At 33.8% G+C, this 16,280-nt stretch carries 16 protein-coding genes; all 16 read left to right on the top strand.

The genetic code is table 11. From position 1 onward, the window contains the following. Window positions 1-20 precede the first annotated feature (20 nt). The 16 genes from ACKF5P_RS05655 (at window position 21) to ACKF5P_RS05580 (ending at window position 16,243) form a co-directional block, all read left to right on the top strand. Entirely contained in the window at window positions 21-851 is an 831-nt protein-coding gene (locus ACKF5P_RS05655; RefSeq protein ID WP_408956519.1) for an RNA polymerase sigma factor RpoD/SigA, read from the top strand. 147 nt (window positions 852-998) lie between these two features. Then, complete coding sequence (locus tag ACKF5P_RS05650; protein WP_408956518.1) at window positions 999-2,702, top strand: LytS/YhcK type 5TM receptor domain-containing protein; 1,704 nt, start codon at window positions 999-1,001, stop codon at window positions 2,700-2,702. A 5-nt stretch (window positions 2,703-2,707) separates the two neighbouring features. Beyond that, window positions 2,708-3,493 (top strand): LytR/AlgR family response regulator transcription factor, encoded by a 786-nt coding sequence (locus ACKF5P_RS05645; RefSeq protein WP_408956517.1) that lies wholly within the window; start codon window positions 2,708-2,710, stop codon window positions 3,491-3,493. Window positions 3,494-3,890: 397 nt separating this feature from the next. Continuing rightward, window positions 3,891-4,526 (top strand): acetate uptake transporter, encoded by a 636-nt coding sequence (locus ACKF5P_RS05640; protein ID WP_408956516.1) that lies wholly within the window; start codon window positions 3,891-3,893, stop codon window positions 4,524-4,526. Window positions 4,527-4,550: 24 nt separating this feature from the next. After that, on the top strand, window positions 4,551-4,889 hold the full coding sequence (locus tag ACKF5P_RS05635) for a hypothetical protein (protein WP_408956515.1): 339 nt from the start codon (window positions 4,551-4,553) through the stop codon (window positions 4,887-4,889). A gap of 427 nt (window positions 4,890-5,316) precedes the next feature. Further along, on the top strand, window positions 5,317-6,561 hold the full coding sequence (locus ACKF5P_RS05630; RefSeq protein ID WP_408956514.1) for an amidohydrolase family protein: 1,245 nt from the start codon (window positions 5,317-5,319) through the stop codon (window positions 6,559-6,561). Between the two features lie 237 nt (window positions 6,562-6,798). Next, window positions 6,799-7,473 carry a (d)CMP kinase gene (cmk, locus tag ACKF5P_RS05625; RefSeq protein WP_408956513.1) on the top strand — a complete coding sequence of 225 codons (675 nt, stop codon included), beginning with the start codon at window positions 6,799-6,801 and terminating at the stop codon, window positions 7,471-7,473. A gap of 243 nt (window positions 7,474-7,716) precedes the next feature. Further along, entirely contained in the window at window positions 7,717-8,457 is a 741-nt protein-coding gene (locus ACKF5P_RS05620; protein WP_408956512.1) for a hypothetical protein, read from the top strand. 107 nt (window positions 8,458-8,564) lie between these two features. Next, window positions 8,565-9,329 carry a LamB/YcsF family protein gene (locus tag ACKF5P_RS05615; RefSeq protein WP_408956511.1) on the top strand — a complete coding sequence of 255 codons (765 nt, stop codon included), beginning with the start codon at window positions 8,565-8,567 and terminating at the stop codon, window positions 9,327-9,329. A 114-nt stretch (window positions 9,330-9,443) separates the two neighbouring features. Continuing rightward, on the top strand, window positions 9,444-10,181 hold the full coding sequence (gene pxpB / locus ACKF5P_RS05610; RefSeq protein WP_408956510.1) for a 5-oxoprolinase subunit PxpB: 738 nt from the start codon (window positions 9,444-9,446) through the stop codon (window positions 10,179-10,181). A 111-nt stretch (window positions 10,182-10,292) separates the two neighbouring features. After that, window positions 10,293-11,318 carry a biotin-dependent carboxyltransferase family protein gene (locus ACKF5P_RS05605; RefSeq protein WP_408956509.1) on the top strand — a complete coding sequence of 342 codons (1,026 nt, stop codon included), beginning with the start codon at window positions 10,293-10,295 and terminating at the stop codon, window positions 11,316-11,318. A 199-nt stretch (window positions 11,319-11,517) separates the two neighbouring features. Beyond that, on the top strand, window positions 11,518-12,009 hold the full coding sequence (locus ACKF5P_RS05600; RefSeq protein ID WP_408956508.1) for a hypothetical protein: 492 nt from the start codon (window positions 11,518-11,520) through the stop codon (window positions 12,007-12,009). Window positions 12,010-12,211: 202 nt separating this feature from the next. Next, window positions 12,212-13,264, top strand: a complete 1,053-nt coding sequence (locus ACKF5P_RS05595; protein ID WP_408956507.1) for a M42 family metallopeptidase — start codon at window positions 12,212-12,214, stop codon at window positions 13,262-13,264. Further along, a complete protein-coding gene (locus tag ACKF5P_RS05590; protein ID WP_408956506.1) occupies window positions 13,255-14,292 on the top strand; it encodes a M42 family metallopeptidase in 1,038 nt (345 codons plus the stop codon). The genes ACKF5P_RS05595 and ACKF5P_RS05590 overlap by 10 nt, the downstream gene beginning before the upstream one ends. Further along, window positions 14,276-15,283, top strand: coding sequence for a M42 family metallopeptidase (locus ACKF5P_RS05585; RefSeq protein WP_408956505.1), 1,008 nt, complete (start codon window positions 14,276-14,278; stop codon window positions 15,281-15,283). Before ACKF5P_RS05590 ends, ACKF5P_RS05585 begins: the two co-directional genes overlap by 17 nt. 231 nt (window positions 15,284-15,514) lie before the next feature. After that, window positions 15,515-16,243: a DUF421 domain-containing protein gene (locus ACKF5P_RS05580; RefSeq protein ID WP_408956504.1), complete on the top strand. Its 729-nt coding sequence runs from the start codon at window positions 15,515-15,517 to the stop codon at window positions 16,241-16,243. The last annotated feature ends 37 nt before the right edge of the window (window positions 16,244-16,280 follow it).

Below are 16,280 nucleotides of genomic sequence, written 5' to 3'. Positions count from 1 at the left end.
TTTAAAAGGGAGGGCAGAATATGGGAAGTAGGCAAAATGATGGAATCAAGGTCTATTTAAACCAATCAGCTCATGCTCTATTATCAGCTAAAGAAGAAAAAGAACTGGCTAAAAGGGTGCAAGAAGGAGATGAGCAAGCAAAACAGGCTTTGATTGAGTCTAATTTACGTTTAGTTATCAGTGTTGCTAAGAAGTATATAGGTCAAGGTCTTGATTTTTTAGATTTAATTCAAGAAGGAAACTTAGGTTTGATGCAGGCGATTAAGAAGTTTGATTATACGAAAGGATATCGTTTTAGTACTTATGCAACTTGGTGGATTAAACAACGGATCAATCGAGCTTTAGCTGATAAATCACGTACAATTAGAATACCAGCTCATATATGGGAAATGATGAATAAGTATATTAAAATTTCGAATAGATTGTCAAGTAAGTTAGGTAGAGAACCTAAAATAGAAGAGATGGCAGAAGAAATGAATACTTCTGAAGAAAAGGTTAAAAGGGTTATGGAACTTATTCAAGAGCCTGCTTCATTAGATAGTCCTATTGGTGAAGAGGATGATTTTTATTTAGGAGATATGATTGAAGATTCGACAGCATTAACCCCAGATAAAGCGACTTATAATACACTCTTACAAGAGGAGTTAGACAATATTTTAGATACATTATCAAATAGAGAAAAGAGAATCTTGCAGTTGAGATTTGGACTATTAGATGGAAGGTCACGGACATTAAATGAGATTGGGCAAGAGTATGACCTATCACGAGAAAGAATTAGACAGATTGAAAAAAAGGCTTTACAAAGGTTAAGACATCCCAATCGTAGTAAAAAGTTGAGGGATTATCTGTAAGTAATTTATTAGCAAGATATAAAGTGGTCTATATAAGTTTAATTTAAATTTTTTACTTAATTCTTTGGCGGTTTAGATTAAGTATATTGACAAAAAACACTAAATTTATATATATAAGATAATTTTAAGATAAAGAGGGTAATAAAGATGCAATTAGATCATATAGGTCAACTATTATTTGCTTTAATTAAAAGTGTGTCGGTAATAGCAGTGTTTGCTTATTTATTGGTGTTTAGGGGCAATATTTTCATTCAATTAATAAATAGAAGGACTAGATTAAAGACAAAGTTATTTTTGGGAGTATTTTTTGGTTTTTTTTCTATCTTAGGGACTTATGTCAGTGTCATAACCTTTGATGCTTATACTCATATTAGAATTATTGGGCCAGTGGTAGCCGGTTTCTTAGCTGGTCCTTTTGTGGGAGGGATTGCAGGTTTATTTGGTGGGATACACCGTTATTTTTTAGGTGGCTATACTGCTTTAGCTGCTGCGATATCTGTTGTATTAGCAGGCTTGGTAGGTGGGGTTATTTATTATTCTCGCCCTTTTAATAAGATTACTTTGTTAGAGGGATTTATAATTGGAGTTGTCCATATGGTGATAGAAATGAAATTGATTTTATTATTAAGCTCACCTTATGAACAGGCCCTTGAGTTTGTGAAAGTTGCTTCTTTGCCCATGATTTTAAGTAATGCGTTAGGTATTGTTATTTTTATTAGTATTTTAAAGGATTGCTTAAAGAAACAAGAAGATTTAAAGGCTTTACAGTCACATAAGTCATTAAAGATTGCTAATCAGAGCTTAAGTTATCTGCAAAGTGGACTAAATTATGACTCGGCGTTGGCGGTTGCTCAAATTATTCTCGATGTTACTGATGTAAAGGCTGTTTGTATTACAGATGATGAGAAAGTGTTGGCCCATTGTGGAATAGGGGAAGATCATCATAAAGCAGGAAGCAAGTTCTTAACTGAAGTAACTGAGGAAGTTCTAGAAAAAGGATGCTTAAGCTTAATTTCTCATAAAGAACGACTAGGCTGTCCAGTAGAAGATTGTGATTTAATGTCCGCTGTAATAGCTCCTTTAAAGAAAAAAGACAAGGTGGTTGGGAGTTTAAAGTTATATAAAACTGATAATGATGACATATCAAGCCTTGATATAGAGTTAGCAAGAGGAATATCTAACTTATTATCAACTCAGCTTCATATATCAAGTTTAGAAGAAGAGGCTAAGTTAACAACTGAAGCTGAACTTAAGGCATTACAGGCTCAAATTCATCCTCACTTTTTATTTAATGCTTTAAATACAGTTATATCCTTTTGTCGTACTGAACCTACTAAAGCACGAAACTTACTAATTAAATTATCTAAATTTTTTAGAAGAACTTTAAATCAAGAGAGCAAGTTTATTTCATTAAAGGAAGAAATAGAGAAAGTTTTAGATTATATTGCTATTGAAAAAGCAAGATTTAGTTCTAAATTTGAATTTGAGGTTGAGGTTGAAGATGAGTTATTGGATTATCAATTGCCAATTTTCACCTTGCAACCTTTGGTGGAAAATGCCATTAAGCATGGAATTTCTCATAAAGTTGGTTCTGGAACGGTAAAAATAGAGGCTTTTAAGAAGGATGATATAATAATTAGAATAATTGATGATGGTGTAGGAATAAGTGAAGAAAATCTAGTTAATCTCTTAAATTTAGATTCTGGAAGAAGTTGTGGGATTGGTTTAAACAATGTTGATCAAAGAATAAAAAAAATTTATGGTAGTAGTTATGGTTTAAAAATAAATAGTGAAGTAAATTTGGGAACAACTGTTGAAGTTAAATTACCTGTTGAAGAAAGGGAGGATTAAAAGTCATGCAGAAATTAAAGGTTGTGATAGTTGAGGATGAACCTCCAGCAAGGGATGAATTAGCTTTTTTATTAAATCAAGTTGAATCAATAAAGATTATTGGTCAATTAGGTGATGGTATTAAAGCATTGGAATTTATTAGACAGGAAGATCCTGATATAGTATTTTTAGATATTCAACTACCAGGTCTTAGTGGTTTACAAATAGGGAAAAAAATACAAGAGATGGATAATGAACCACCGATGATTATCTTCAGTACTGCGTATGATAAATATGCAGTTGAAGCTTTTGAAGTAAATGCAATAGATTATCTTTTAAAGCCTTATGAAGAGGAACGCTTGAAAAAGACGATTGAACGAATTAGAAAAGATTATTTTCAACTTGATCATAAAGTAATAAAAAGTAAATTTGATGTAGTATTTAACAAATTGGCGGGAAATAATCTTTCTAATAAAATAGATAAATTTCCAGTTGAAGGTAAACGTGGTAGAATTAAATTGATTAAATATAATGATATTATAGCTTTATATACTAAAGATGGTAAAGTATATGCTAAGACTTATCAAAATGAATATAGGGTAACCTTAAATCTGACTAAAGCAGAAGAGAAACTTGCAGATGATCTTTTTTTACGAATTCATCGTAGTTATTTAATTAATTTATATCAGGTTAAAGAGGTAATCCCTTGGTTTAAAGGGCAGTATAAAGTAGTAATGAATGATGAATCTGAAATGAGAATTCCAGTTAGTCGTTCTAAAGTCAATAAATTAAAGGAAATATTTTCCTTATAACTAAAAGAATTATGTAAGATAAAGTTTGTAGAATAGATCAATTTGATAGATAAATCTTAATAATCAAAGATTAAATCTTTTTAAGTTGCTTTTGAGCAACTTTTTTGTTATTTAGAATAGTAATAAAATTGTATTTATCTTAATTTTCCACATAAACATAATGTAATTCATCCCTGATTTAATGTTATTCAAGTTAAAATTATCTGCAATTGTTGAAAATAGTGTATAATTAACAGAGATAAAAGGTTGAAGCAATAATTTTATAAATCACCATAAATAATTTATTCGATATTGAATTAATTATGTTATAAACTATTTAGTTTTATGTAATAAAAATTTATTTATTCAGTAGCTATTGAGTTTTAAGCAGTTATTTATATAACAAGGGGGATTTAAAATGGAGAAAAAAAAGATTGCAAATCCAGCCCCGTTAGGATTAGCTGGGTTTGCTTTGACTACGTTTGTGTTGAGCTTTTATAATGCTGGGATTTTGCCAGGGGAAGCAGTAGCAATAGTCTTTCCTTTAGCTTTGTTTTATGGTGGTTTAGCCCAGTTTTTGGCTGGAATGTGGGAATTTAAGATTGGTAATACTTTTGGGGCTACAGCTTTTACTTCTTATGGAGCCTGGTGGATGTTTTATGCATTATTACAATATTCAATTAGTTTAGGTTGGATCGATTTAGGTAGATATGAATTGACTGCTATGGGCTTAGTATTAATTTCCTGGGCTATCTTTACTTTTTATATGTGGATAGCAACTTTTAATTTGAATAAAGCTCTTTGGTCAATCTTTTTGACTTTGTGGATAACTTTTACTTTATTGGCCTTGGGTGATTTAGTGGCTCCTATATTTGGAATAGTAGGTGGCTATGTAGGGCTGGTCTGTGCTTCTATAGCGTGGTATACTTCTGCCGCAGAAGTTATTAATGAAACTACTGGAAGAGATGTTTTGCCACTTGGAGATAAGGTTACTGATAAACAAGCCTCTATTAATAATATGAAAGTATCACTGGAAGAGGGAGCTAAATCTTAGTATTTAGTGAGAGGGGTATATAGGATGAATTTAAATAAAAAGGCGATTAAGTTAGTTAGTGGGCTTTTAGATTTTAATTTTGAAATTGGGATTGATCAAGTTGAAATTGAGGTGGATTATAAAAAAGATGGATTAGAAATTTGTATTCAAGGAAATAACAAGAGTATTTCCTTACAGGAGGTAGAAAAGTTAAAAAAAGCTTTAAACACTCCAAAAGAGGCCCAGGTTGAAGAATATTATTGGCAACTAGTGGGTGATATTAGTAATTTTAAAGAATTGGCTTTGGTGGGTATGATAGTTGATGATGCAGAAGTTGAATATAAAAATGATAATTTGAAAATTAAGGTTTATAAACAAAATTAGCACAGGGTTTTAACTGTAATTGTATTTTGTTTTGTATTAAAATAACTAATTCTTAAAGAAAAAGGGAGTCCTTTAAAGGGCTCTCTTTTTTTAGTAGTCAAGTTATAATGATATTTATAGTTTATTAAGATTTAGTTGATATATTACCTATTATGAATTAGACTAACTAATTATGCTAAAATTAAACAGTAGAAGAAGGAAAAATAAGCTGTTATCTTGAAATATATTAAATAAAGCAATAATTTTTCCAATATAATAATCCAACACCATTTTATAAGAAGTGAACTATAATTTTAAATTTGATTATCTAAAAAGAACAAGGTCAGACTCTTTTTTAAAGATTTTACTCATATACAGAGAAACAGCTTTTATATAACGATGCTTTATTTTTATTTAAGTTAAAGTAATTTGACATAAGGGGGTCTTTATGTATAAAAAATTAAGAAGTGTGATAGATGATATAAAAATAATTGATAATCATGGACATCCTGGTTTTGCTAAGTATTTTGAAAATGTTCCAAAAGACAAAAGAATATCTTTTGCAGTTGATATTTATAAGGATCCAGAAGAAGTTTCCTATGGATTTCCTTATTTAAAAGAGCTTCATTATGAAGCTTATAATAAGTTGTATAATTTTTCTAGAAAAGATATAGATAACGAAGCGAAAAGGGATGAATTAAATAATAAATATCAGAAAAAAAGAGAAGATTTAGATGATTTTATAGATGTTGTGATGAAAGAGGCAGGTGTTGAGACCTTAATTGGTAATTATGTCTTACCTGAATCATTAAAAAGTAAGGAGAATATTGAATTTATACCTGTAATAGATCCTGTAATATTACCTTTTGATAATACTTATTTAAAGCAGAGTTTACTTAGTGAGTCTTTTGTTAAAACGGCAGAATATTTATTAGATGAGTTAATGGATAAGTATGATTTTAATAAAATTTTTGCTAATCAAGGTTTAGATGGTTATCTTAAATTTATTGATAAAGTAATTAATGAATATGTTAAAGAGGGAATTGTAGGTTTCAAGTTAGCACTAACTTATTACAGAACTTCTTATTTTGAAAAAATTGATAAAGAGCAGGCAGATGTTTTATATAGGGAAGCTAAAAATGGTAATATAAATTCTTATAAAAAGTTACAGGATTTTTTAGTTTGGTATTTAATGGAGAAGAGTATTGAATATGATTTACCTATTCAAATTCACTTTGCCGTAACAGATACACCAGTAGAGAACTTTGATCCAATGAATTTATCTAATGTATTGAATGATCAGAAATTAAAAGATGTAAAGATAGTGATTTTACATGCTGGATATCCTCGTTATGAGAGAGCACGATTGATGGCTTTAGGTGGATTGTCCCCAAATAATGTTTATATTGATATTTCTGGTAGAGTCATGTTTGGCAATCATCCTAAAATTATCGCAAAAATGTTAAGGGGCTTTCTTGAATTTCCTGCTTTATGGGATAAAATATTATATGGTTCTGATGTTTTATGGGGAGATAGGTATATTTATACTGCAGCTAAAACTGGTAGGGATGCAGTATATTATGCTTTAGAAGGGATGTTAGATGAAGAGATAATTGATGAAGATAAAGCAATTATGATAGCTAAAAAGATATTCAGAGATAATTCATTAGATTTATATAACTTAGATAGATAAAGTTTTACTTTAGTTAGTTTAGATCTAAAAGAGTTATTTAGTATGAAAAGTTTAATAAAACCAAAGGCTAATCCCAGCTCATATGAGCTGGGCTATTATGTAGATTAAAATTAATAATTAATTTTAATCTAGTTAATGGTTAATCATAATAATAAAAAATAAAGAAAGCAGGAAAATAAAGCTCTTGGCTTGAAATAAATGATATAGATTTAAATAAAGGAAAGGGTTGATATCATTATGGAATTAGAGAAGCAACTAGTAATAGCAATTGATGGACCAGCAGGAGCAGGTAAAAGTACTGTAGCTAAGTTAGTAGCTAAACGGTTGGGATATATTTACATAGATACGGGTGCTATGTATCGGGCATTGACGCTTAAAGCGTTACAGAAAGAGATTTCTTTACAATCTGAAGTTAATTTAGCTCAATTGGCTCGAGATACTAGAATTAATTTTATTAAAAAAGGGTTGGAGGATAGAGTAATAATTGATGGATTAGATAAGACTGAAGAGATTAGGGCCAACAGAGTAAGTAATAATGTTTCCACAGTAGCTAAGGTGGCAGAGGTGAGAGGAGAGTTAGTAAGGATTCAGCGTGAGTTGGCCCAATCTGGAGGGGTAGTAATGGATGGGCGTGATATTGGAACGGTTGTCTTACCTGAAGCTGATCTCAAAATCTTTTTAACTGCTACTGTAGAAGAGAGAACCAAGCGTCGTTATCAAGACTTACAGCAAAAAGAAGAAGCAGTCAGCTTTGAACAGTTAAAGGAAGAGATTATTAGACGGGATGAAATTGATCGTAATCGAGATATTGCTCCATTGAAGAAGGCAACTGATGCTATTGAAATTGATACAACTAAATTAAATATAGATGCTGTTGTTGATAAAATTTTGACTATTTGTCAAGAATTATGAGCCTGGTTATAAGTTCAGGTTTGAGTCTAAAAAAGAATAAACTCTTATTTTTAGTAGTTTGTGTAACTTTATAAGAGCACCGATAAGCTTATTGGAAATACTAAGAAGGGGTTTTATGGTAAAATTTGGAGAGTTTATTTTGGCACCCGGGAGGGTGTTTTTTAGTTATTTTTAAAAAGAAGAGACATAAATTTAATATTAAAGGGATAAATTGAGTACAAAAGTTAGTTTAGGGGGGAGTTAATGACAAAGAGAAAGTTTATTTTACTACTAGTAGGTTCTTTGTCTATTGTATTATTAACAGGTTGTATGAAATTAAGGAGTAATGTTCTACTTAATAAGGATGGTAGTGGGCAAATAGAATATATTTTTGGTATGGAATCAAGTTTTTATACAATTGGTGGTCAGGAAGTGAGTAATTTCTTTATTGAATTAGAAGATGTAGCTATAGACAAAGGCTATGAGGTTAATACTTTTGATGATGGAAATTATGTAGGGCTAATTGTTAGCAAAGAGGTAGCTGACTTAACAAGTTATGAAAGAAAATTAGGATTATTCGGTGAAATTGAAGAAAAATCTGAAGTAGGATTGGCAGAGCTAGATGATATTTTATCATTGGTAGGTATTGAAAAAGAAAATTCATTTTTGGCGACAACTTATATGTATGATAAAGAAATTGACTTAACAGAACTAGCTTGGGAAGATGATAATCAAATTAATCAATTTTTTAGTACTGCTTTATTAAAAGAGATGGATTTAGGCCTAGAATTAGATTTACCAGTTGAACCAACAGAGAGTAATGCAACACTAGTAAAAGAAGGTGGAAATAAGTTGATTTGGGAGTTAGTTTTAGGAGAGAAGAACCAGATTTATTTTGAATTAAGAATTTTAAGATTACATAGAATAATGGTTCTTTTATTAGTGGCTGTTGGTGCTGGATTAGTGGTTACTAAATTTAGAAAGGATATACTAGCTAGTATATAAATTAAATTTAAAGCAAGAAGAGCTTTCGCGTTAAAAGCAAATATAACATATTCTTGTTTAGCAAAAATCAAATGACTTTTCGTCTGTTTTTAACAGGAGGTATATAAATGTATCAAGTTGATTTGAATAGTGATATCGGTGAAAGTTTTGGTAATTATAAGTTAGGTTTTGATGCAGAAGTAGCTAAATATATCACCTCAGCTAATATTGCTTGTGGCTGGCATGCTGGTGATCCGGTGGTAATGAATAGGACGGTAAAAATTGCTAAGGAGAAAAGGTTGCAGATAGGAGCCCATCCTGGTTTGCCAGATTTGATGGGGTTTGGTAGGCGAAAAATGGATCTTACAGCTGAAGAGACGAAGGCTTATATTAAGTATCAATTAGGGGCATTGATGGCATTTGCAGAAGGGCTAGATATTAATGTTGAACATCTTAAACCACATGGTGCTTTGTATAACCTTGCTGCTGAAGATAAGAAGTTAGCTGTAGCTATTGCTGAGGCGGTGTATGAAGTTGATCAAAATATTATTTTAGTAGGATTAGCTAATAGTAAATTAATTCAAGCTGGACTGGAACAAGGGTTGCAAGTTGCTAATGAAGTTTTTGCTGATAGAGCTTATAACTTTGATGGAACTTTAGTTTCGAGAAAAAAAGAAGGGGCAGTGATCCATGACTCAACGTTGGTGGTTGAGAGAGTGGTAAGGATGGTAAAAAAAGGAGAGGTAGAAGCGATTACAGGAGATAAAATAGAGATTGAAGCGGATACAGTCTGTGTTCATGGTGATAATCCGCAAGCAGTTGAGTTAACCTCTAAAATTAGAGAGGGATTGGAGAAAGAAGGGATTAAGATAATAGCAATGTCCAATTTATAAACCCTAAAGTTTAGTTGGCTATTTGTTTAAAGGGGGAGAACAAGCTGAATGATTTTGTGATTATTAATTTATTAGTGATACTATAATATCAATCTAGCTAAAGGAGGGGAGATAATGTATAATAAGACTAAATACTTAGATGCAGGGGATAAGGCTCTTGTAGTTGAGATAGGCAACCAAATTTCTGAGAAGATAAATAAGAAGATAAGAAATCTTATTTTGGCGATTGAGAAAAAAGAGTTTAAAGGTGTTGAGGAAGTGATTCCTACTTATAGATCATTGTTGGTAATTTACGATCCTTTAACTATAAAACGTGAACTATTAATTGAAAATTTAAAAAGGTTAGAAGAAGATATAGAAGAGATTGAACTGCCTCAACCAAAAGTAGTTAAGATTCCAATATTATATGGTGGAGAAGGAGGGCCAGACTTAGAGCATGTAGCTCGAGTTAATGGTTTGACTTCTGAGGAGGTAATTGAACTTCATTCTGAAGCAATGTATTTAATTTATATGTTAGGCTTTACGCCTGGTTTTGTTTATTTAGGAGGGCTAACAGAGCAGATAGCTACTCCTCGTTTAGATGAGCCACGAATTGAGATTCCAGCTGGAAGTGTAGGAATTGCTGATAATCAGACAGGGATTTATCCGATTGAAAGTCCAGGAGGCTGGCAGCTTATAGGAAGAACACCTGTGAAATTGTTTGCTCCTTATCGAGATAAACCAATCTTAGCAGAAATAGAGAGTGGAAACTATATTAAGTTTGAGGCGATAACTGAAAATGAATACCAAAAGATAGCTACTGCAATAGAAGCTGGTAACTATCAGATTGAGGTTGATTACAAAATAACTTAAGTTTAAGGTTGAGGTTAAGTCTGAGTCAACCGTTAAAAACATAAGGACTTTTATTCCTTACTTAAACTTAAGCATATATCAATAAAGTGCCAGATTAGGAGGTTAGAATAAATGAGGGAATTAATGATTTTAAAGCCAGGGCCAATGACTACAATTCAAGATTTAGGAAGATGTGGCTATTTAAAGTATGGAATGCCAAAGACAGGAGCTGTAGATCGTTATGCTTTTAGGCTAGCTAATATATTAGTAGGTAATTTAGAAGGGGCAGCAGCAATTGAAGCGACATTTTTAGGGCCAACAATTCAGTTTGAAGTTGAAACTGTAATTGCTATTACTGGAGGGGAGATGAATCCTCACCTTGATGGAGAAGAGATTCCTAGCTGGCAAGCAGTGAAGGTGAGTAAGGGGAGTAGATTATCTTTTAAAGGATTAAAATCAGGCTTAAGAAGTTATATTGCAATTAGAGGGGGGATAGATGTACCAGAGGTAATGGGTAGTAAGTCGACATATTTGCGTGGTGAGCTAGGAGGGTTTAAAGGAAGAAAGCTTAAACAGGGGGATGAACTCAGCTTAGCTAAGAGTGAAGTTGAGCAAAATATCTGTTTGAATAAAGAGTTACCAGAGGAGTTAGTAGAGGATTATTTAACTGATAGATTAGTTCGAGTTATCGTTGGCCCGCAGGATGATTACTTTACTGAGAAGGGTTTAAATACTTTTTTTGAAAGCGAATATCAACTGACCAATCAATCCGACCGGATGGGGTGTAGATTAGCTGGGCCAACCTTAGAGTATAATAATGGAGCTGATATTATTTCAGATGGAATAGCTTTAGGAGCGATTCAGGTATCTGGTGATGGTCAGCCAATTATTATGTTAGCTGATCATCAAACAACTGGAGGTTATGCTAAAATAGCAAATGTAATTAGTGTGGATCTACCTAAAGTGGCTCAAGCTAAGCCTGGGGATGCCTTGAGTTTTGAGGAAATAGGAGTTTTAGAAGCTCAACAGGAGTTGATGAAGAAGGAAAAGAGAATAACTCAGCTTAAAGAGTGGCTTACTGTTGAAGCTAAGAAAACTAAATGCTTTAAGGTTAAGGTTGATGATAAGTTATTTGAAGTACAGATAGAAGAAGTTTGAAAGGGCAGTTAAATAATTAAAGCAAGTTTAAATTAGTTTATATCATATTCTTTTTAGTGTTGGATAGTTCTGATAAGAAGGGAATTAAGATTTAGTATTGAATATCTAACAGTGGTAGTTATAAATGTAGTTGGAATCTAATAATTAATATTGAATAACTAAAAATTAAGAAATCAATTATTGAAAGGAGACAATAATGATGAAGAAAGGTTTGTTGGTCTTTTTATTAGTATGTTGTCTAATTACTTTTTCGCAGGCTGCATGGGCTTTAAGCGGGCCAACTGTAAGGGCAGAGCAAGGTTCAATGAATGCGATGTTGATCAGTGATCATGGTTTTAGCCTTGGAGGAGATTATGGTTTGAATTCTGAATTAGGGTTGACAGCAAAGGTAGGAACATCTTTTACTCGTTTAGGAATTAAATATCAGTTTGATAATAACCTTGCACTATTAGCAGGATTAGCTGATAGTGATCCATTTGTTGGGATTAATGGTCAACGAGGGCTAACTAATGAACTATTAGGGCTTTATGAATTGAACCTGACGACACGAAGAGGTAATTTATCACTAATGTATGATCTAGGTGTTAGAACCAATTTAAATCAGAAGCTTGATTTGAAGGCGGGTTTTATTGGTTATTTAGATGATCGCAGTTCGATTAATCTACAGTTAGGAGTAGGGCATCGCTTTTAATTCAATTAATATTGAATATTTAATGATGAATAGTTAAAACTAAAAGTTAAAAGCTGGAACTACTAATTTACAAATATGTGTCAGTGTCTGTAGATATGGTTTGTTTAAGAGGTTTAAAGGTGGTGGTCTTCACTGACACAGAGACAGACTACTGACACTTAATATCAATAATATGCAAGTTGTTCTATAGGGAGGTAGAAGAATGGAGACTAAAGAAGTACTAAAGGAGCTATCAGAAGCTACCGGTGTCTCAGGCTATGAAAAGGAATTGGGCCAACAGGTAGCTCAGTTATTTGAACCATATGTTGACCAGATTGAATTTGATAAATTAGGTAATCTGCTAGCTTATAAAGCAGGTGAGAGCCAACAAGAATATAAGGTGTTGTTAGCAGCTCATTTAGATGAGATAGGATTGATGGTTACTGAAATTGAAGAAGGAGGTTTTTTACGTTTTACTACGGTTGGTGGTGTCGATCAAAGAACATTAGTAGGACAAGAGGTAATTGTTCATGGAAGGAAAGAGTTGCAAGGGATAATTGGAGCTAAGTCACCTCATTTGCAAGATGAAGAGGAGCAGAAAAAATCATTTGATATAGAAAAGATGTATATTGATCTAGGTTTAACTGAAGCTGATGTTAAAAAGAAGGTTAGAGTCGGTGATATTATTTCACTACAACGGAACCTTTTAACTCTAGAAAATGATCGAGTGGCAGGTAAGGCCTTAGATGATCGGGCAGGTGTCTTGCTTTTATTAGAAACATTAAAGGAGCTAGCTAAGATGAAACATCAAGTTGATCTTTATGCGGTAGCTACTGTACAAGAGGAGGTAGGAGTTAGAGGAGCCACGACGAGTACTTATGGTGTTGTACCCGATATTGGAATTGCAGTTGATGTCTGTCATGGATTGATGTCTGGTGTCAATCAAGATGAAGCTGTTGAGTTGGGAGCAGGGCCAGCACTCAGTTTTGGCCCGCATATTCATCCCCAATTAGTTGATAAGTTAAAAGAAGTAGCAGATGAGATAGAGTTAGATTATCAACTTGATGCTTCTCCATCACCACGGGGGACTGATGCTTATGCAATTCAGGTTACTAAAAGTGGGATTCCAACTGCTGTTTTATCTATTCCGTTACGGTATATGCATACTTCAGTAGAGACAGTCAGCTTAAATGATATTAAGCGAGGGGCTAGATTGTTGGCCCAGTTGCTTAGAGAGTTAGAAGGAGAATTTGTGGAGGGATTAAGATGTTTTTAAAGCAATTATCAGAGGCAGTTGGAGTTTCAGGGCGTGAAGCTGAAGTAAGAGATTTAATTAGAGCAGAGATTAAGGATGATGTTGATCGGATTGAGACTGATGCTTTGGGCAATTTAGTTGCTTTTAAAGAAGCTGATCCAGAGCAACCAACGATATTATTAGCAGCTCATATGGATGAGATTGGATTGATGATTACAGATATTACAGATGATGGACTGCTGAAGTTTAAGCCGATTGGTGGGATTGATAAAAGAATCTTAGTCTCGAAAGAGGTTGTCGTTGGCCCGGAGAAGACTCCAGGGGTTATTGGAGCGAAAGCAATTCATCTCCAAGAACCTGAGGAGCGAAAAAAGCCGCTTGATTATGGAGAGTTGTACATAGATATTGGAGCCAAAGGGAAAGAGGAGTCTGAAAAGTTGGTTGAGTTGGGAATGATGGCTACTTTTGCTACTGAGTTTAAGCAATTGGGTACTGATACTGTTACAGGTAAGGCCTTTGATGATCGGGTTGGATGTGCAGCATTGGTTGAGCTTTTACAGCAAGAGCATCAACTTTCTATTATTGCTACGTTTACTGTTCAAGAGGAGATTGGTCTGCGGGGAGCAAGTGTAGTTGCTTATGATCTTGATCCTGATCTTGCCTTAGTAGTAGAGGGAACTTCAGCTTCTGATGTGCCTGATAGTAAGGAAGCAGGTTATTCTACTCAACTAGGAGCTGGCCCAGCTTTGACAGTTCAAGATAGTTCATTGATCCCTAGCCAAGCTGTAGTTAACAAACTGATTGAGGTAGCTAAAGAAAATAAGATTTCTTATCAATTCAGAAAGTTGACTAGGGCAGGAACTGATGCTGGGGCACTTCATTTAACTAAGGAAGGGATTCGGACAGCAGTTATTTCAATGCCTTGCCGGTATATCCATTCACCAGCTTCACTGCTTAACTTAAATGATTATCGGGCAACAGTTGAATTGCTGACTAAATTTTGCGAAGAGATGGAAGAGGGAGGTCTGACAGATGAAGGAGTTAATTAAGAGGTTAGTAGAGACTTTTGGCCCGTCAGGGGATGAGCTTGCAGTACGAGAGTTAATTCGCGAAGAGATAGAAGATCAACTAGATCAAATTGAGGTTGACACAATGGGTAATCTGATTGCTCTTAAAAAGGGGCAAGATGATTCTAAAAAGGTGATGTTAGCAGCTCATATGGATGAGATTGGATTGATTGCTACCCATATTGAAGAAGATGGATTTATTCGTTTTTCTAATGTAGGAGGAGTTTCTCCTTATAATTTATTGGGGGAGAGGGTACTGTTCAATGGAGAAACGATAGGTGTGATCGATAAAGAAGGTAAATTGGATGATATTAGCAAGTTAAAGCATGATAAGCTGTATGTTGATATCGGAGCTACTAGTCAGGAGGAAGCAGAAGAGAAGGTCAAAATCGGTGATACTGCTACTTATTATCGTCAGCTCGATCTGGTAGAAAACAGATTTGTTGCTAAGGGATTAGATGATCGGGCAGGTTGTGCTGTCTTGATTGAGACGATCAAGCAATTAACAGAGCAGCCAACTTTTGATACATACTTTGTCTTTACCGTTCAAGAAGAGGTTGGTACTCGAGGTGCTATTACTTCATCTTATGAAATTAATCCTGATGTAGGGATTGCAGTTGATCTGACCTTAACTGGTGATACCCCTGAAGCTAAGCGAATGGCAGTTTCTTTAGGTGAAGGGCCAGCGATTAAGGTCAAGGATAGATCGGTATTGGTTAATCCCCAACTAAAGAAATTAATGATTGATCTAGCTGAGGAGAATGAGATACCTTATCAGCTTGAGGTGTTAGATAGAGGTGGAACCGATACTGGTAGAATGCAGTTGTCTAGAGAAGGTGCAATTGCAGGGGCGATTTCAATTCCTGGGCGTTATGTCCATTCACCATCGGAGATGATTGATTTAACAGATTTAGAAAATGGTATTAAATTATTAACCAAAATTGTACAGAGTGACTATCAAGGGTTATTCTAATTTGAACTCAGGGCCAACGTTGGCCCTGAGTTTTTTTTATATTGATTTTAAATTTTTTGATGGTCGAGAAATAGTTGAGTCTTGAAGATTTTAATTGATGTAGCTGGTGGCTGATGACTCATAGCTGATAGCTATAAAGTTGTTATTAGGCAACTTTATTTATCGAGTATTAGATGACTGCTCAAAGTAAATAATATTAAAAGTTTCTTATTTTAAAAAGGAGTTGTAATTATGCCTATAGCACTTAGAGCCTTTCTTTTTTATACTGGTTCTGTATTAATACTGCGGTTACTAGGAAAAGGACTTACCTTTCAACAAAAGCCCTATGATCTAGTAGTAATGATGATCATGGGTTCTGCTTCAGGTGCTTTGATAGTTAACAGAGAAGTTCCTATTTTAAATGGGCTGATAGCTTTAATAATCCTTGCTTTGCTTCATACTCTGATCAGTGTCAGCACCTTGAGTAACCCTTTAAAGGGTATTGTGGGTGGACAGCCTGATCTATTGGTACGAAATGGCCGGATTGTTAAGGAGAATTTAATCAAAAACCAAGTTAATTTAAATCAATTGATGGCTGGCTTGCGTAATCAAGGCTATCGACGGCTACATGATATCGAATTTGCAATTTTAGAACCAAATGGCCAATTATCTGTAATTCCTAAATCAAAAGCTCGACCTGTCACTCCGACTGATTTAGAGTTGAAGAGTAATTATGAGGGAATTCCTGTGCCACTGATTATTGATGGTGAAATTAATACAGGTAAATTAGAGGCTGTAGGATTAGATATGGAATGGTTGGAAACTGAAATTTCAGAAAGGGATTTGGAGATAAGTGAGGTCTTATTGGCTTTACTTGATACCGATGGGAGTCTGTATATCTCTGAGCAGCCACCGATTGACTATCTTAAAGCATTCTTTTTAGGTGAAGGAAAGGATAAGGCACAGGGGAGAAATGATTAAAATTGATTTTTTTGGTTGGAGTTAAATTAAATTGTAT

It is taken from the genome of Natroniella sp. ANB-PHB2 (assembly GCF_046097105.1).
GTDB lineage: Bacteria > Bacillota > Halanaerobiia > Halobacteroidales > Halobacteroidaceae > Natroniella.
Note: the sequence above shows the minus strand (reverse complement) of the source record. Positions and strands in the feature narration are given on the sequence as shown.